Genomic DNA, 18,088 nt, shown 5'->3' with positions numbered 1-18,088 from the left:
GGCATCATGGGCGAATCAGCCGTTCGCATCACCGATGGCAAGAGCGTGTTCCGGGACAAGGTCATGGAGCTGCTGCCCGAGGGCGGCAACCTCAACCATTGTCTCACCTGCGGGCTGTGCTCCGCAGGCTGTCCGGCTTCCGGGCTGGAGGACATGGACCCGCGCAAATTTCTGCGCATGGCTGTTTTGGGGATGGACGAGGAGATAGCGGCCACGCCCTGGGTGTGGATGTGCACCATGTGCCAGCGGTGCATCTATGCCTGTCCCATGCAGATCAACATTCCGCAGATCATTTACGAAGCACGGGCCATGTGGCCGCGAGAGGACCGTCCCAAAGGCATACGCGGATCATGCGACGTGGCCCTTGGCACGCCGACAAACAGCGCCATGGGAGCTTCTGCCGAGGATTTCAAATTCGTGGTGGAGGACGTGGCCGATGAGGTGCGGGAAAACAACCCCAGCCTCAAGGACATGCTGGTGCGTGTGAATAAGGTGGGAGCCGAGTATTACCTGAACCAGAACTCGCGTGAGCCCGTAACAGAACCGGACGAGATGGTTCCGCTGTGGAAGATTTTGCATACCGTAGGTGCGGACTGGACCTATTGCGACCGGGGCTGGGCCGCGGAAAACTACTGCATGTTTTTAGCCGACGACAAGGCCTGGGAAAAGGTGGTCCGCAACAAGGTGGAGTGTGTGCACGAGCTGGGCTGCAAATACTGGCTCAACACCGAGTGAGGCCACGAGATGTTCGCAGTCCGGTACGGGCTGCAAAAGTTCAACATCAAGGCTGATTTCGAAATTGAAAGCATTATCCGCATGTATGCCCGCTGGATTCGCGAGGGAAAACTCCCTGTAAATTCGGACTGGAACAGAGATCTCAAGGTGACGTTTACAGTCCAGGACCCCTGCCAGCTGATCCGCAAGTCGTTTGGCGATCCGGTGGCCGAGGACCTGCGTTTTGTGGTCAAGAGCGTGGTGGGCGAGGAGAACTTCATCGACATGGTGCCCAACCGCTCCAACAATTATTGCTGCGGCGGAGGCGGCGGTTTTCTGCAATCGGGCTACAGCGAAGCACGCCGGGCCTACGGCAAACGCAAGTACGACCAGATTATGGCCACGGGCGCGCAATACTGCATTGCTCCATGCCACAACTGCCATTCCCAGATTCACGATTTGTCCGAACATTACGGTGCGCATTTTCCGGTGGTGCATCTGTGGACGCTTATCTGCCTGTCCATGGGCATGCTGGGGGAAAACGAACGGGAGTATCTGGGGGACGACCTCAAGGAAGTTGCAGGCAGCTGAAAAAGGGACAAGGGCTGCGTTCTTCCGAAAAAAAACAAATTCTCGTGTCGCATAATGCGGAACAGGGAACAACCATCATATCCAGAGGACCATGCTGGGCTGCAGGGCAAGGCATTCTAAGGAAAACACATTGTTCCGGGGAGGGTTCCATCTCCCCGGATTTCTTATTTAATTTGTTTTATGGCGTTGTGAAGGGCTGGCAATTTCTTTGCCGAAATACTTTTTCGCTCCAGAATCCTGCATTTGAACTCTGTTTTTTTGTAACAATAAAGTGATTAATCGGATGTTGTAATCAATCTGATTTCTTGCACTTTGTTTCGGTGTATGTTTTTTAACCTATGTTCACACGCCTCGTTTCCCGTTGTTCTCTTCTCGTTGGAGTATTTGCTGAAAGTACGGCGTGGGGGCGTTCCTTACACCATGCAGATAATGAGGTCATTCGTATGGACACCGCACTTCTGTTTTTCATTCCACTTGCTGCACTTGTTCTGGACCTGTTGCTTGGCGATCCGCAACGCATCTTTCATCCCGTGCAACTCTTGGGGAAAGCCCTGGACTGGGAAGAACGGACCGTTCGCAAATTCATGGGGAAAAATCTCAAAGCCGCCGGAATACTCTGCCTGGTGGTGAATGTGGTCGTTGTCTTCCACGTCGTGAACTTTCTGGTGGACATTCCCTATCTGGGGTGGGCCATTTTTCTGTACTTTGCCTACAGCGGGCTGGCTCTTGGTCAGCTGCTCAAGGAAGGCAAACAGATTTCCCATCTTCTGGACCAAAACGACCTGGAAAGAGCGCGAAACCGCGTCGGCCAGCTGGTATCCCGGGATACTGACGCCATGGACGAAAACGACATGCGCAAGGCTTTGGCCGAAACGCTGAGCGAAAATTTCAACGATGGCTTTATCGCACCGGCCTTTTTCCTTCTTTTGGGCGGACCGGCTCTGATGTGGACGTACAAGATGGTTTCCACCATGGACTCCATGTGGGGCTACCGCAATGAACGTTTTGAACAGCTGGGGTGGGCCGGAGCCAAAGGCGATGATATTCTGGCCTACATACCGGCCCGTCTGAGCGCGTTGTTTCTTGCCGGAGGGGCATGGCTCGTCAAAAGAGGCAAGAAGGGGCTGGCCGAGTCCATCATGGCCGATGCAGCGAAGATGAAAAGCCCCAACGCTGGCTGGCCCATGGCGACCGTTGCATGGCTGTGTTCCGCCTCCATGGGCGGCAGGACGAAATACGATGGCGAATTCGTAGAAAAGCCGCACCTTGGTCCGGAGCAGGGCGTGTGGGATCACAAGACGTTGTCGCTCTTGCTGCGCTTGCTCATGGTTTCCGGAATTGCCGGGTTTCTTCTCATGCATGTTTATTTCTTTCTGATTCGCTATGCTGCATTTTAAGAGCCATTGCGTTGAATGAATTGTCGGCCCGCTCGGAGCGTCTTAGGCGCTTGGGCGGGCCGAATACGTTATAGTGTGCTGTCTGGGAGAACGAACTGACCGATGGTCATCCTCAAGAAATATATGACGGGATAATTATACCTTTTTCCGGCGGGAATTTTGAAGGTACATCCGTACTAGAAGTCGGTTTCCCCTGCGGTGCTTTGCAAACAGGTTCATAAAAGTGTCGTTTTTCAAACGCATTCCTTTTTGTCCTCGAATGAAGTGTCGGCCTTGTTGCATCTCAGGATGTTTGATCTGCATGATCTGCAGCGCAATCACAATTCTTTGTATCAACGCAATCCGGCCTTGAAGGGGATTTAACTTTCAAACTTGTATTTTGATTTGTTGTTCAACTCATCGCTGTTTAATAGGCATAACATAAATACATTGATTTTTGAATTTATGTATATTAGTTGGCCTTTACTTGGGCTTTGAGTCCTTTCGATAAAAACACTTTCAAAGTGTTGAACGAATCCTCCCGGCCCGATGGAGTATTTCCAAAAAGGAGTATGACGTATGGAAGACTATCTTAAAGAAGCGCTTGAAATCGTAAAAGCGCAGGCCAGCGTGCGGAATATGGCGGAAGAGGAAATTATCTCCATGGTCAAAAGCCTGTCCGAGGGGATAAAAAATATCGGTGAACCTTCTTTTGCAGCTGAAGAATCCGTACCGTTTGTAGATCCCAAAAAAGCACTGAAGGAAAAGTCCATTACTTGCCTTGAGTGCGGCAAGGCTTTCAAGATTCTCACCAAGAAGCATTTGGCAACACACGGCCTTACTCCTGAAGAGTATCGTGAAAAGTGGGGCTACGCCAAGAAAAGCGCTTTGGTGTGCAAGGCTCTGCAGCGCGAACGCCGCAAAAAGATGAAAGACATGAAGCTTTGGGAAAAGAGAGCCGCGAAAAGCGCAGCAAAATAGCCTGTTTCCACAAGCCTTTTTTTGTCTCTTTTGGGTGTTGCAAACAACACCCGTGCCATGCCGGTCCTTTCCATCCTTGGGGATATAAGGGCCTCCCTATGTGCTCGGGCGGATAAGTGAATTGCGCATCGGAAATATGTGCAAAGATCCTGTTTCAGTTCGTTTGGGGAGAAATGGCAGCACCATTTTTCTGGATGTAATTTCATATTTTGAAGCATCCGTGCCTGCACGGCCTCATGTGGCGATAAAGGCACGGATGCTTTGTTGCCTCGATAGATTCAAACCCTCGCCTCTTGAAACAGTTGGCGAGGGTTTGTTTTTTGTCCCCAAGTGAATATCTCGATTTATCCAAGCGTGTTTCCACATGGTAGTTGTAAGAACGTTGTGGGTACATCCGGCTGCCGATTCAACCTGTACCGGCTGTTGATCCCGATCCAACTGTATCTGTAAAGAATTGTCCTTTTTCCAAGAGAGAAAGGAAGCAAAAGAAAGTCCTCCAACGGATGATTCCGTCAGAGGACTTTTGCAGTCTATGGACAACTGAAGCCCTTTGTTTGGCTTTCGGTTGCTAGTCGGTCTTGCCCAGTTCCTTGCTGCGTTCGCAGCAAACGCTGATGGCGTCGATGAAGTCTCCACGCACACCCATGCGGTCCATATGGATGATGGCTTCAATGGTTGTTCCGGCAGGGCTGGAAACCATTTCCCGCAGTTCCACGGGGCTGAACTCGCTTTGTTCGGCCAGGGTGCTGGAACCGGAAAACAGGGTCTTGACCATATCCGAGGCCACGGGCCGCGGCAGGCCGAGGCGTACTGCGGCTTCGATGGCTGCATCCATAAAGTAGAAGACATAAGCCGGGCCCGATCCCACAACGGCGGTAAAGGCGTCGATGTCTTTTTCCGCCAGAAGGTGCACGGTTCCCACGGTCTGGAAGATGCCTTGCACTGTCTCCTTGTCTTCCTGGGTAATGCGCGTTTCGCCAGGGGCGAAGCAGATGGCCGAGCAGCCCTTGCCGACCATGGCCGGAGTGTTGGGCATGACCCGGATGACCGGACATGCATCGTCAACAAATTGTGCCAGGCTAGACAGGGAAATGCCTGCGGCAATGGAAATGATCCGCTTGTTTTCGTCGAGCTCGGGCCGGAGCTGCTCCACTACCGAGGGGAGATGCTGGGGTTTGACCGCCAGGACGATGAAGTCGGATCCCTGGGCCAGCTCCACGAGACTCTTTGCGGAACGAATTCCTTTGGACGCCAGTATGTCCAGTTTGGCAGTGTCCAGGTCGAAGGCGGCCAGCTTGTGCGATCCGGCAGCCAGTCTGGTCATGATTGCCGATCCCATGTTGCCCGCGCCGATGAATCCGATGTTAGCCATGATGTTATCCTACGAGTTCCAGGTTGCTGAAAAAATAAGGAATTTCTATTGCGGCAGTTTCCGGAGCGTCGGAACCGTGGACCGAGTTTTTCTCGATGTCTACGGCGAAACACTTGCGAATGGTGCCTTCATCCGCGTTTTCCGGGTTGGTCGCGCCCATCAGGGTACGGTAGCGGGAAATGGCGTTTTCGCCTTCCAGCACAGAAACGACGACCGGACCGGAGCACATGTAGTCGCACAGGCTGCCGAAAAAGGGCCGTTCCTTGTGTACGGCGTAAAAGCCTTCGGCTTGTTTGCGGCTCATGTGGATCATCTTCATGCCCACGATTTTCAGGCCGGAATCCTGAATCATCTTGATGATTGCGCCCTGCAGGTTGCGTTCAACGGCATCGGGCTTGATGATGGAAAATGTACGTTCGGACATGGTCAACTCCTTCCCTTGCTGTTCTGGTTTATACGTCTGCGCCGTGTTACCTGCTGCCAGGGTGGGTTCCCTCACATTTGTGCAGGATACGTTTGCGGAATGAACCTTCCGCTGGGCCTGCGTGTCACCGGAGTACGGTGATTTCTTCAGCCTGAACGTGTCGCAACGCTCCCCCTGAACATTGCGTCGCGGCGCGGTGTCCGCGGGAACACCCAGTTCCCGCAGTTTGCAGCGCGCTCATATTGGTGGGAGAGGGGCTCCTTGTCAATTGTCCAGATTCTTTTCTTCCAATTTTTCAGTGGCCTGCTTGGGGCGGGGCAGCAAATCGCTTACCCGGACAAGCTGCAGTGTGGCGTTCACGTTCGGGAGCCACTCCTCGATGGCCTGTACCGTTTCCGGATGAGGATGGCCGATGGCTATGGCCTGTCCGTTGGAAAGAGCGAGTTTCTCGGCCTTTTCCAGTTGGTGCCGGATGGCTCCCACCTCGGCCAGGTTGTCCAGAAACACCTGGCGGCGCAGGTATGGCATGCCAACCTGGTTGGTGGCTTGGTGAACTGCCGAATGCGGAGTTGTGGCGCTGTCCAGAAAAAACAGGCCATGCCGCTTGAGAACGGAAAGAACCTGAACCATTTTTTCGCGGCTCTCGGTGAAACGTGATCCCATGTGGTTGTTCATGCCGACGGCACCGGGCACAAGGGCGATATTTTCTTCGACCATCTGTCGCATCTGGGCGTCGGGAGTGTCTGCGAATACGGCACCCGGCCCGGGTTTGGCCTTGGGATAGCTGAGCGGTTCCATGGGCTGGTGGATGAGGATTTCCACACCATTGCTCGTCGCCAGATCGCAGGTGGCTTTGGTATGCGAAGCGCGCGGCCAGATGGCGAAAGTTATGGGGCGGTTGAGCGCTGCAAGACGGTGCGCCAGGGGCAGATCTTCCCCCATGTCGTCGATGACCAGGGCCAGCTTGGGGCCTTCGGGCAGGGCCGGGCGCGGCGGAAGTTTGAATTCCGGAGAGCTGAAAAGCACTTCGTGAGTTTCCAGGCCGTCCAGGAAAATGCGCGATTTGCCGCCTTCCACATTGACCACGTCTGCGGGGGGGACCATCTCGCTCAATGTTGCATTGAGCATATCCATGATTTCCCGGCCCCGGGCAGGAGCGTTGATGCGGATCACCTGATGGAAATACTCGTCATTGCCGTGGCTGCGCCGGTCGACCGAAGCAATGTCCACGACGGTGGCGTTCAGACCGCTTTTGCGAATGGCTTCCAACAGGGTCAGGTCTATGGTGCGGATGCCTTGCTCCAGCCCGTGTGCGGGTAACTCCTCGAACTGGGCATGTTGTCCGCCGGAAGTCTCCGCTTCCGTTGCCGTCCGGTTGGTGGCGGCTTGCTCGGGCTGTGTGGGGAACAGCAGCGAATACGCGGCCCAACACGTCCCCAGAAAGGCGAGAATAAGAATGGCCCAAAGGCCTGCCTGCAAAAACGGCCCGCGCTTTTGGGGCGCGGGCCGTTGACCGTTGTCTTGGTTCTGTTCGTCCATATTCCGTGGTTACTGCAATTTTTTAATAGTGGGAAGCTGCTTCACCAGTTCGAGGGCCATACGCAGTTGGTTGTCTCGTACCAGCATCTTGGCGGCTTTTTCGCTGATTTTGTCCTTGGCGGAAGTTCCGTTTCCATTGGCGGATTCCAAGTGGCGCGATAAATCCTGTTCCCGGATGATGAAACGGGGATCATCCTGTTCCTTGGGTTTTTCAAAGGGAATGGACAGGTCGGGCTTGATGCCTTCCGCCTGGATGGAGCGCCCGTTGGGCGTATAGTACAGGGCCGTGGTCAGCTTTATTCCCGAACCGTCGGGCAGGGGGATGACTGTCTGTACCGATCCCTTGCCGAAGCTCCGTTCGCCGATGATGAGGCCGCGGTGATGATCCTGCAGCGCTCCGGCCACGATTTCCGAGGCGGAAGCCGAGCCTGCGTTGATCAGAACAACCAGGGGCGTTTTCACGTCGCCGGACTGCTTGCTGGCTTTGTAATCCTTGCGGGAGGTCTGGGATTTGCCCTGAATATAAACGATGAGTCCGTCTTCCAGGAAGGTATCGGATACCTTGACCGCCTGATTGAGCAGGCCGCCGGGGTTGTTCCGCAAGTCCAGTACAACACCCTTGAGCTGATGGTCTTTCGTGTACTCTTTCAGAGCCTTGTGCAGTTCTTCGGTTGTGTTGTCGTTGAACCGCGTCAGGCGCACGTACAGATAGCCGTCGTCCAGGGATTCGTTCTTGACGCTGTGGATGGGAATGGAATCGCGGACGATGCTGACGGTTTCCGGCTTTTGCGAATCCGTATGCAGAATGGTCAGATTCACAGCCTTGCCTTTGGGGCCACGGATTTTTTTGACCGCGTCCATAAGGGAAAGGTCCTGCGTGGATTCGCCGTTGATCTCGATAATGAAATCGCCGCTGCGCAGTCCGGCCTTGTCTGCCGGAGTGTCCTCGATGGGCGAGACGACGATCAGCCGGCCGTTGTCCATGCTGATTTCAATTCCGATGCCGCTGAATTCGCCCGACGTGGACTGCTGCATCTCCTTGAATTCCTCAGGCGGCATATAGGCGGAGTGAGGATCGAGCTGCTGCAGCATGCCCTTGATGGAGTCGTCGATGAGCTCCTTGCGGGAAATATCTTTTACATAATAGTCTTCTACAAGCCCCAGCACCTGGCTGAAACGCTTGAGCGGAGCAAAGGGATCTTCCTCGTCCGCTTTTATACTGGTGACGGAAATCGCCAGAGTAATGACAAGAACAAACAATGCCAACCAGCGTGCGAACCGCATGCATTCCTCCCGGGAATCTGTGATGTAGCTGCAGATTTTATGTGTAACATCCTGCAGCAACGTTTGGATGGATCGTATTTTTGTGGAAAAAGGTACCACTTGAATTACGGCTTCTGCGTTGTTGTGGTGATGGTCCGTTATGCGCTCTCTCCGCCCTTCGACGCCATCTTTCTGTGATGCGGCATCAGTTTTTCAAACTGGTGAGCCACTTGTTTGGGTTAAGTGCTTTTTTATGAAAACGCAATTCAAAATAGAGTCCGGGGCCTTTGGCCTTGGGATAATAACCGGCGTAGCCGATCACTTCGTCTTTTTCCACGTCCTGTCCCACCCGGACGTTGCTTTGTTCCAAAAATGCATACAACGTATAATAATCGTTGCCATGAAACAGAATGATGACCTTGCCGAATCCGCGCAGGGTGTCGTTGTGCACCACTTTGCCCCAGGACACGGCATGGACGGGGGCGTCCGCTGAAAGCTTCAGCCCCACACCCCGTACGGGAGGTTTGGCCCGCGGCGCATAGTGGGTGACAACCGTCCCTTTGGCCGGCCAGGGCAGGCTGCCCCTGAAGTCCGCAAATTTCCGTGCAGTAAGGGCCTTGAGCTTGTATTTGAGCGATTCGACGGTGGACATCACGTCGGAGAGTTCTTCTTCTTCGCTGACGAGCTGTGCGCGGATGGCTCTGATGCTTTTGACCAGGGCCAGCTTGTCCCCAAGCAGGGCATCTTTTTTGGCGTTCACGCTTTCCAGCCGTTTCACCGCTTCCTGCTTCAACCTGTCCTGTTCGGCAAGGTTTCCGGCGATGCGGGTCGACTGTTCGCGCATTTCTTCCAGAATTGTATCGGCCTGGTCGTAAAGGGAGCGCATCCAGGTAAAGCGTCTGTCCGCTCCTTTCCAGGATGACAGGAGCGAAAGGCGCTGCGTATTGCGTTGCAGATACAGCGGCCACAACTGGGCGAGAAATCCGTCGAGTTCTTTCGAAAGCTCCTTGCGTTTGGCAGAAAGTCTGTCGTGTTCCTGAACCAGCTTTTCCTGGGCCCGTTCAATATCCGCAAGTTTGGTTTCTTCCTTCCAAACCGCGGATTCCAGGCTTGCGGTACGATCTTCCAGCTTTGCAAGGTTCTTGTACAGCTTGCGTTCTTGTTGGCTCAGCCGGGTGACCTGTTCTTTATGCTCGCGGGCCTGTGATTTTCCCCGGGCGATTTCGTCGCGCAGCACATCGGCATGCGAGGCAGACCGCGCCTGGAGAGGGAGCAGAAGGGATGCCACGGCAAACAGCAGGAGGAGCGGAATCCATATGGAGCATGAGGAAGAACTGTTTTTGTGGGAGCTCATGTCGCGCATCATAGGCATGTTAGGGCATCTGGTCCAGAAAGGAGGAAAGCGGGCATTCGCCGCACTTTGGAGAGCTTTTTTTGCACCAGGTCTTGCCCACGCGTACGATGAGTGCGTGGTATTCGTTGAAGGTGGCCACATCGGGCGGCAAGGTATCCATGAAAAAGTCACGAAGCTCGTTGTACGGTGCATCGGGCGGCAGGTGCCCGTGGCGGTGCAGCAGCCGAGCCGTGTAGGCGTCGGCCACAAAGCTGGGGTATTCCAGGGCGTACAGGAGGATACTGTCTGCGGTTTCCGGTCCTATGCCCTTGATGTTCAGCAGGTCGTCGCGCAGGGAGTCCATGTCCTGTTCGCGCAGAAAAGCCAGGGAAGGCTCGGACAATGCCTCGGAAGACGGGGCGCGGCAGCGCAGAAAACGCAGCAGATTGCCCAGCCGTGCCGACTTGAGGCGGAAAAAACCGGCCGGGCGGATGCGCTCTGCCAGTTCGTTTTCGGTAAGGGTGGTCATGGCGGCGGGGGTAAGCAGCTTTTCGGCGCGCAGGTTGTTCATGGCCTTTTCCACATTACCCCAGTTGGTATTCTGGGTAAGCACCGCGCCAACCGCAATTTCAAAAGGGCTGTCGCCCGGCCACCAATTGCTCGGACCGAGCGCATCGTGCATGGCCGAGAAGTAATTCAACAGGAGATTGTGTCTTTGCATAACTTGTCGTATTTGCCTTTGTGCATTGCGTGGGATGCCAGGGGAGTACTGAAAAACTTCGGTTATTCGGCCCTAAGGTCCACTGTCCCAACGGAATCGACGCTTATCCATCGTTGTCCGTCGGGGGGCTCCCCATATCCCATCGTCCCTTTGCACAACCATTCATAGGAAGAATTGATCGCCTTCGCAACCGACCATATTTCGGGAGACAGCCTTGGGTAAGAAAAAACAGAGCAAAGGCGTTATGCCCGCCCGCGAGGGCCGTTCAAAAAAACAAGGGGCCGTGGCGTTCAAAGAGCCGCTTGCCGAGCCATTTGCAGAGTCTGTTATTTCCGATAATGCCTCGGATATTCCACGCACCTCTCTTCCAGTTTCGCCAACGTTCTCGTTTTCCCAATTTTCTTGGGTAGCTTTTCTTTTCGGCTGCGTGTTGGCCTATGGCGGCAGTTTTCTTATCCGGGCCCAGGAATACGTCTATTGGCAGGGGCTCGGTTTCAGCCTGGACGGACAATACCTCATGTCCACCCACGATGCCTACGCGTGGTTGGCAGGTGCGATAGATGTGAATGGCTTCCTCGCCTCGCAGCCGCTCTCGCGGATGTTGGCCCTCTGGCACTCCCTGTCGGGAACGCCCGTTGCCGACATCGGTTTTTGGATGCCGGCACTCTTCGCACCCTTGGCCGCCATCCCGGTCTGCCTTTTGGCCTGCTGGCTGGGCGGATGTGAATTTGCGGCCGTTGCCGGACTGCTGGCGTCGACTTCGATGGGGTATATGATCCGTACCCGCCTGGGCAGTCTGGACACGGACCTTTACACTCTTCTTTTCCCCGTGCTTCTGGCTGGTGGCGTGCTTGTCTGGCTGGACAGATCTTTCGACCTGAGTTGGCGTCTGCCCCGCATGGCTCGGAAAGGGGAGGCCGCTCCCCAGGTGGACAAACTGCCCAAGATATGGGGCGGGGCAGTGCTGCTGGGGCTGATGTGCCAGTTCTACTATCTTTTTTATGCCAGTGGCCTGTCCATCATGTTGGCGACATTGGGAGTTGCCGGGCTGGTTGGTTTTTTTCTGGCGGCCCCGGGGCTGCGGCTTACAGCCTTGTGCGCGGCCGGTCTGTCCACTGCGCCGCTTTTTCTGGGCTGGCCCGGCGTGGTCATTGCCGCCGTCCTGGCCGGAGCAGTCTGGAAGAAACCGGAAATTTTCGCACGCGGCCGCGTTCTTTGGGCCATGCTGGGGATTTTTGCCGTTCTTGTGGTTGTTTTTGAAGGGGACATCCTGCGCGGGATGCTTAATCATGCCCTGACCTGGCTAAAACCCACACATGTGGGCGGCGGTGTGAACAATGCTTCGGCCATTGGAGCTTCCTTGCAGCTCCCCGGCATACGGCAGAGCGTACGCGAGGCGCAAAATGCCCCGCTGGGGCTTGTCATCGAACAGATGAGCGGGCACTGGAGCATTTTTTGCGCAGGGCTGGTCGGGTACATTTATTTGTGTCGTCGCCTGCCCGCCTGCCTGACCTTTCTGCCGCTTCTGTTGCTCGGACTGGCCAGCGCCCGGCTGGGGTATCGTTTTTCCATGTACGGTGGGCCGACAATCGGCCTGGGTTTCGTGGGCCTGGGCCTTGCTGTAAAGCACATCTCCCGGATTCCGCGTGTGGTTGGCTGGGCCGTCGGGATGCTGCTGCTTGCCGTTGTACTCGTGCCGTTGTGGGGAATAAGCATGCAGCTGCGCCCCTCTCCCGTACTCGACCACGAATACGCCAGAACCCTCGAAGCCGCCAGCAACGCAACAGAGAAAGACGGTTGGCTCTGGCAATGGTGGGATTACGGCTATGCCGCGCAATTTTATGGCAAACGCTATACGTTTGCGGATGGGGGACGCAACTACTCCAACTGGGTCTATCCCCTGGCAAAGGTGCATACGGCCACTTCTCCAAGGGCGGCGGCGCAGCTCATGCACACCTTTGCTGCGGAAATATGGAAGCAGGCGCGTGCCGAATCGGATGGTGGGGCGCCTTCTGTTCCTGAAATCTTCAATCTGGAACTCGATCCCATTGAATCGTTGGAAAGGATGGGGGCGGCCCAGGCTCAGAAACACATGACCGACCTTGCCGACAGGAACATGCCTGTAAGCAAGGTGCATCCTCCCCAGTACCTTGTCTTTTCGTGGGACAATCTGAAGCTGGCGGGATGGATTTCGGACTTCGGTTCCTGGAACATTGCCACCGGCGGCCATGCGCGGGGGCAGATAGGCACTGTCGGTGGGGAAGTCAGCATCAATACCCAGACAGGCACCCTCAATAGCAAGGAGTATCCACCGCTCAAGATATGTGAGCTGGCCGTGGTGTCTTCGGAAAAGACCGATATTCGGAAATGGCCCGACAAGGAAGGGCTGTATGTGGTTATGAACAGCCAGAGCAGCGAGGTGTATGTCATGACCGAAGACATCTACAAGTCCATGATGGTGCAGATGCTGATCATGGACCCGAACGACTTCGCACCGTATTTCAGGCTGGTGGTGGAGAATGCTCCGTGGGGGCGCATCTACAAACTTGCTGATTGATCCTGGCTGCTGAAAAAAGACGCGATAGAGTTGTGTCTTTAGTAAATTCAAGGTATTAGGTGCCTGGATCTGCGCGTCAGTGATCCTGCCACAGAGTTGTGGGCACGGAGTTAAGCCACTATCCTTAGGCACATAGGAGACGTGGTTTGAAAGTAAACTTTAGGGGGAGACTGTTTTATCCATGTTATTACCCCAAATATTATTTTTCATATTTCTAATAGCTTAAGTTCCTTGCTCTGAAACGAGTATCAGTAATTTCAAAGTCCGCCGTTGAGTTTGAGGCTCTCCCCGTACCTAGCAAAAATGAGGTGCATTAGCTTCTCGATTATAGCTTTTCGCGAGCTCTCTCAACGTAACTGCAATTCGATGAAATCCAGCGTTTTCTATCTCTTCTGCTTTGCTCAAATACTGTTCTGCCAATTCTCTTTCCGGCTTTCCTGTCGGGTCAACCGTATAGACTCCGCGTGAGTTGTATTTTCCAGTACTGAATCCTCGGCGCATCTTATCAGCTTCGCGAGCATTCAGTGCATCTGCGACAGTGCGGTGTATCCATAATCCTGTCGGATCGGGGGGAGTGTGAATCAATATATGCCCAACGTGGATTAGGGCAACATCCAGGTGTCCGGATTCTGTACAGATATCCTTCACTCTTTGAAGCCACTCGGTGAAATACTCTCCGTTGAATGTTCCATCTGCTTGTATCCCTGGGGGAGTCCTCCATTCATTCAGGAGTCGCCAAGCATTTGTGGCGTCTGCTTTTGATTTTTCGTTGGGAGCTTCCGATGGCTGCTCTTTTTTTTGGGATCGGTAGATTAGCTGAATCATCTTACAAAAGAACTTGGGGTCATTGGCCAGTTTGGTTTCAAGGAGTTGGGGGGCGGCTTCATCATCATGGTTAAGTAAAGGAACGTATGCCCATTCAACTTTATAAAGGTCTTCCTCGTTCACTGACGATTCTGTCTGAAGAACTTTGATTAGCTTTATGATGTTGTATTTGTCTGTGGCGTTACTAGGTTCGTTGGAGGAAATAGCCGCGGTTAACGCTTTTACACACAGATCAGTATCTAATGGCAGTTGAGCATGGAGCATTCTAGCTAGGCAGTTGATAGCCGCATTGGGTCTGCCATATTTTATGAGTTTAGCAATGGCGAAGGCAAGATTTTCATCAGCCTGATAGGCAATGGCCAAGGTCCGGCTCCAGAATTCCTTTTCGTCCTTTCGCAGCCAATCAGAAGCGCGCTTCCATGCTTCCTCAGTAAATGGCAAATAAGCTAGGAATTGTCCTATTTGTTTATGGGTCCAGTTTTGCTTATCTATTAGGTCACACCATTCCCAACCTTTAAGGTGGCAACGAGAACGGATAAAACTACTTATGAATGCTTTGCGTTTGTGATCTGTGGAATCCAGAAAAAGTGGTAACAGCGCGTTTTCAATCGTGTCTTCGTTAACGGCTCCCAATGCGAAGCCAGCTTTATCCGGTGCGGGTACGGATTCGGCAAATCGGATGACGCCTTCAGTACCACTCTCTTGAAAGATTTCTAAAATGGCTTTTTCACGTCGAGTGTTGAGTTTTTTTTGCTGTTCTTTCCAATCACCGTTTTCTTCATAGAGTTCATGGTTATGATTTGTAAAAAGGTGCTGATATAAATAGAAAGGGGTTTGGGGAGCAAGTTGTTCGGCGACATGTTCAATGCGAAGAATCAGTTCCTCGGACAATGACCATTTCGCTTTGGAGAATTTTCTGTGTCTGTTCGCTAAGTTAATAAGGTGGTTCCATAGGGGAAGTCTTTGCTCTTCAGGAAGTCCTAAAATGGGTTGAGAGGCAAGCGTCTGAAGTAGTTGGCCCAAAACTGGTTTTGGCAGTTTATTACAAAGGTCAATTAATACCGACAGTTTAGTGGTCTCTTTGCTGGCGGCTTTCACCGCGAGTTCTGCGTAAAAATTTACCTGTTCCCAGTATTCCTTTGTAGAGATGCCTTTTTCCCTATCCTCAGGGATTGTTTTGCGCCAGCTTGGTTTGTGGGTTCCCGAAGAGGTTTGCATTTGATCGGGCAGAAGCTGAACTAGCAGGTCCCAGGCTATATCTGGTCGTTCCTTGAGGATTGCTTCTACCGCTACCTTACGTTTCTCAACAGTAGCCAGTGTTTGCGGTAGCCAGGGGAGTAAAATGGTTGCAAGAGAATTAGAGGGACGATTGGCCCACTGACCGCCGGGGTCATGGCTGGCAAGTTCTCCAAGCGTGACACAGACACTAACCAGATACTGCTCATCCCACGCTAGTCCTTCCAATGCCCAAAGCAGGCCGGTTAGATAATTGCTGCCAGTGATTCCCTTGCCTTCCTGAGAGAAAAGTTCATCAAAAGGACAGGGGATCAAGCGCATTGTTTTCTCGACAGCATCAAGAAAATTTTCTGGAGCGGCTTCAGCGAGGGCAGGTAATAAATTGTTAAGGCTTCCCCATAATTTCCAGTCGGCGTTGGAGAGAATGTCCTGTATTGCCAGTGCGCAAGTAGTTTCAGCTTTTTCTTGCGAGCAGTTACAACAGCTCTCTGGCTGATTGCCCAGCATGGCTAAGCCTTCGGCAATGCCTTCCCGCAGCACATGTGAACACTTCAACACCTTACCGCGAATGCTTGCCGCGTATCGTTCTTCGGCTGGAAGTTCAAAAGCGGGGTCTTGTTCCTTCAGCACGGAAACTGCGAGTGACATAAAAGTATCGAGATTTTTGTCAAGGATGTGTGATCCCAACTGGCTCCAAAGCTCCGCCCGATTGATGATTTTCCATGTGCCATTCTTGAGAGACAATGGACTGTCAGAGCAAGGCAATATTATCCGAGCCTTATTTAGCCATTCGTCATAACTTATTCCTAGCAGTTGTTGGATTGTCTCAGAGTCACATGGGCTATTGTCTTCCCATCCCCCAATCAGAACAGCCAAGGCCAAATATGGGGCTTCCGGGCGCTGAGCCCAATTTGTTTTTGGTTCTTCTTCTACTGTCGTGAGTTCTTCAGGTATTACCACTACGGTCTTTTGTTTAAAGGCCCCCTGAAGGTCATCTGGAATCTTGTCGGGAGTGATGCTACCGGCATTTTGATTCCATTTCTGTACAAATTCAACCACTCTAGGCCAAATCCAATGGGGATACTGTTGGTTGAATTGAGAAATATGGGAATGAAGCAGAGGCAGGACAACACCAAACTCATTATCAAGATCATAGCCGAGCAGGTGGAAGTGGTTAAGAAAATTATATAGTTCACCATCTGAAATATCGTTGCCTCCGTTTGCAGCCTTTAGATGGTGTTGAATGGCATTTAATTTCTCACGACTTTTGGATGAGCAAAAATTTGACTGTTCAACGTGCCTGAAAAATTCATTAGCGTCTTTGGTGTGCCTTGCATGATTCAACAGCCATCGCACATTGTCTGCGTCAGTTGCGCTGAGCGGTCCTGTGATCAGTGCAATAGAATCCTTATCCTTTGTGAACACCTCAGGGTTGTTAAAATCATTCCAAGCCGCCTGCATAACCTCTCCAAACAAAACACTCCCTTTGGTGATGGAAATGGAATGCTTGATCTGCCCGAGAAGTTTTCGCTGTTCTTTATTGGTGTGGTTCTCTACAACAATAATGAGGTCGTCCGTGTCGAACCCGTCAATTTTTCCTTGAAGCTTGATTTCCACAATGGGCCAACAAGGAAGGCAAGGGGCGTGCCCGCCAGTGAGCATTAGCGTGGCAAAAGAAGCCTGAATATTCGCCTCAAAATGAGCGCCACCTCCACCAGTTGAAAATGGGTTGCTGAGCTTTTTGCTCATATGGCTGTCTCCGTCACTGTCTCGACTTTCGGCTAGGGGCTAGTTAACTTTTATCTATGAGTTAGGAGGACATAGCCCCGGGGGGACGAGGAACGTTTACTGATTCGCTTAAGAATAATTTTTGTATGCCTTTCATCTTTTAAGGGCACTGATGATACTTGCCTAGACTGGTATGTCAGTTTGTTTTTCATCTATCCCATGTCTGGCGTGAGTGTCCAAATTTTAATGACTAGATTTATCGACTTCAATAATCTTTTTTATCTGAGGCCGTTTGAAAGGCTTGGTTAGTTCGAATAGTCTGGAATATAACCTTGTTCTCTCCCCTTTTTTGAGCAACCTGCTTGATTGGAATGTGAGATTTAAAAGGCCGAAAGCATAATGTTCTCGACCTTAGGTTGCTGAAAAAATGCGATAGCGGCGTTGCCTCAAGAAACTTGCTTTATTGAGCAGCCTGTCTGATTTGGACTTTGCAATCGACAAGAAAAGGCCGGAAGCTTAATGCTCCCGGCCTTGTTTGTGTAGGTAGCAAGTGGGCTGTTAAATCCAGGCCAGCACCACCCATTCTCCGCGTTCGGTTTTGCGGGGGGCGGGTATTCCCAGGCGCTGGTAGGCCTTGGAAACGCTTTCGGCCTGTTCCACCAGAATGCCGGAGAGTACCAGACAGCCGCCATCGGCCATGCGCTGCTTGATGAGCGGGGATAGGCTGATGAGCGGGCCGGACAGGATGTTTGCAACCACGCAATCGAATTGTTTGCCCGGTACCAGGGTTTCTATTCCCCCGGTCGCGGCCTCGTAGCCTTGGCTGCAACCGTTTATGCGGGCGTTCTCCAGTGCGCAGACCGTGGCCTGGTGGTCGATATCCAGTCCCACGCCGGTAAGTCCGCACAATGTAAGGCCAATGCCCAGAATGCCCGAACCCGTTCCCAGGTCCAGGAAGTTCTGCCCGGGCTTCAGCCGTCCGGAAACGACAAGCTCGGAAAGCACTTCCAGGCATAATGCGGTTGTCTCGTGGTGCCCGGTGCCGAACGCCATTTTGGGTTCAATGACGATGGAGTGCCTGGTATCGCATTTTTGATTCGCCATCCAGGGCGGCAGCACAGTGAACATTTCGCCTGCACGTACGGGAACAAAGAAGTCCTTCCAGGCTGCGTTCCAATCCTGTTCCGGAACTTCCTCCATGACCACGTCGACCTTTTCGGGACCGTCATTCAATGCGGCATCCAGGCGCGAGGCCAACGACACCGCGGAATTTGGGTTCTCGAAGTAAACGCAGATGCGCACGGCTTCCTGCGGATGTCCGGGGATGGGCTGTTCCTCCCATCCCTGCGGCGCATATTGAGCCAGCAGGGTGGCAGCAATGTCACTGTCCTGCGGTACAGGCGCTATGGTCAGCTTGGTGAGCATAAT

At 53.0% G+C, this 18,088-nt stretch carries 12 protein-coding genes; 4 read left to right on the top strand and 8 right to left on the bottom strand.

Going from position 1 to position 18,088, the window contains the following annotated elements:
- Window positions 1-6: 6 nt before the first annotated feature.
- The 3 genes from ACI0FJ_RS06035 to ACI0FJ_RS06025 all read left to right on the top strand — a co-directional run bounded on the left by ACI0FJ_RS06035 (window position 7) and on the right by ACI0FJ_RS06025 (window position 3,662).
- Complete coding sequence (locus ACI0FJ_RS06035; protein ID WP_424300391.1) at window positions 7-1,305, top strand: (Fe-S)-binding protein; 1,299 nt, start codon at window positions 7-9, stop codon at window positions 1,303-1,305.
- A gap of 443 nt (window positions 1,306-1,748) precedes the next feature.
- The gene (cbiB, locus tag ACI0FJ_RS06030) at window positions 1,749-2,702 is read left to right on the top strand and encodes an adenosylcobinamide-phosphate synthase CbiB (RefSeq protein ID WP_424300388.1); all 954 of its coding nucleotides are present in this window, start codon (window positions 1,749-1,751) and stop codon (window positions 2,700-2,702) included.
- 558 nt (window positions 2,703-3,260) lie between these two features.
- The gene (locus tag ACI0FJ_RS06025; RefSeq protein WP_424300385.1) at window positions 3,261-3,662 is read left to right on the top strand and encodes a MucR family transcriptional regulator; all 402 of its coding nucleotides are present in this window, start codon (window positions 3,261-3,263) and stop codon (window positions 3,660-3,662) included.
- Between the two features lie 568 nt (window positions 3,663-4,230).
- Here the strand turns inward: ACI0FJ_RS06025 and proC are convergent.
- From proC to ACI0FJ_RS05995, 6 genes are all read right to left on the bottom strand, one after another.
- Window positions 4,231-5,034 carry a pyrroline-5-carboxylate reductase gene (proC, locus tag ACI0FJ_RS06020; RefSeq protein ID WP_424300382.1) on the bottom strand — a complete coding sequence of 268 codons (804 nt, stop codon included), beginning with the start codon at window positions 5,032-5,034 and terminating at the stop codon, window positions 4,231-4,233.
- A 4-nt stretch (window positions 5,035-5,038) separates the two neighbouring features.
- Complete coding sequence (gene ndk, locus ACI0FJ_RS06015; protein ID WP_424300379.1) at window positions 5,039-5,458, bottom strand: nucleoside-diphosphate kinase; 420 nt, start codon at window positions 5,456-5,458, stop codon at window positions 5,039-5,041.
- Between the two features lie 264 nt (window positions 5,459-5,722).
- Window positions 5,723-6,997 (bottom strand): divergent polysaccharide deacetylase family protein, encoded by a 1,275-nt coding sequence (locus ACI0FJ_RS06010; RefSeq protein WP_424300376.1) that lies wholly within the window; start codon window positions 6,995-6,997, stop codon window positions 5,723-5,725.
- A 9-nt stretch (window positions 6,998-7,006) separates the two neighbouring features.
- Window positions 7,007-8,281, bottom strand: coding sequence for a S41 family peptidase (locus ACI0FJ_RS06005; RefSeq protein ID WP_424300373.1), 1,275 nt, complete (start codon window positions 8,279-8,281; stop codon window positions 7,007-7,009).
- A gap of 184 nt (window positions 8,282-8,465) precedes the next feature.
- Window positions 8,466-9,614 (bottom strand): murein hydrolase activator EnvC family protein, encoded by a 1,149-nt coding sequence (locus tag ACI0FJ_RS06000; protein ID WP_424300370.1) that lies wholly within the window; start codon window positions 9,612-9,614, stop codon window positions 8,466-8,468.
- Window positions 9,615-9,633: 19 nt separating this feature from the next.
- Window positions 9,634-10,314, bottom strand: a complete 681-nt coding sequence (locus ACI0FJ_RS05995) for an endonuclease III domain-containing protein (protein ID WP_424300367.1) — start codon at window positions 10,312-10,314, stop codon at window positions 9,634-9,636.
- Window positions 10,315-10,528: 214 nt separating this feature from the next.
- On the opposite strand from ACI0FJ_RS05995, the gene ACI0FJ_RS05990 reads away from it, so the two are divergent.
- Window positions 10,529-12,871 carry an STT3 domain-containing protein gene (locus tag ACI0FJ_RS05990; RefSeq protein WP_424300364.1) on the top strand — a complete coding sequence of 781 codons (2,343 nt, stop codon included), beginning with the start codon at window positions 10,529-10,531 and terminating at the stop codon, window positions 12,869-12,871.
- A gap of 294 nt (window positions 12,872-13,165) precedes the next feature.
- Here ACI0FJ_RS05990 and ACI0FJ_RS05985 read toward each other — a convergent pair whose 3' ends face one another.
- Window positions 13,166-16,681 carry a hypothetical protein gene (locus tag ACI0FJ_RS05985; protein ID WP_424300361.1) on the bottom strand — a complete coding sequence of 1,172 codons (3,516 nt, stop codon included), beginning with the start codon at window positions 16,679-16,681 and terminating at the stop codon, window positions 13,166-13,168.
- Window positions 16,682-17,218: 537 nt separating this feature from the next.
- Window positions 17,219-18,085, bottom strand: coding sequence for a 50S ribosomal protein L11 methyltransferase (locus ACI0FJ_RS05980; RefSeq protein ID WP_424300358.1), 867 nt, complete (start codon window positions 18,083-18,085; stop codon window positions 17,219-17,221).
- Window positions 18,086-18,088 lie beyond the last annotated feature (3 nt).

The sequence above is a fragment of the Desulfovibrio sp. 7SRBS1 genome (assembly GCF_049723905.1).
In the GTDB taxonomy this organism is placed as follows: Bacteria; Desulfobacterota; Desulfovibrionia; order Desulfovibrionales; family Desulfovibrionaceae.
The sequence above is the reverse complement of the archived record's forward strand: the minus strand, read 5'-3'. Positions and strand labels throughout refer to the sequence as shown.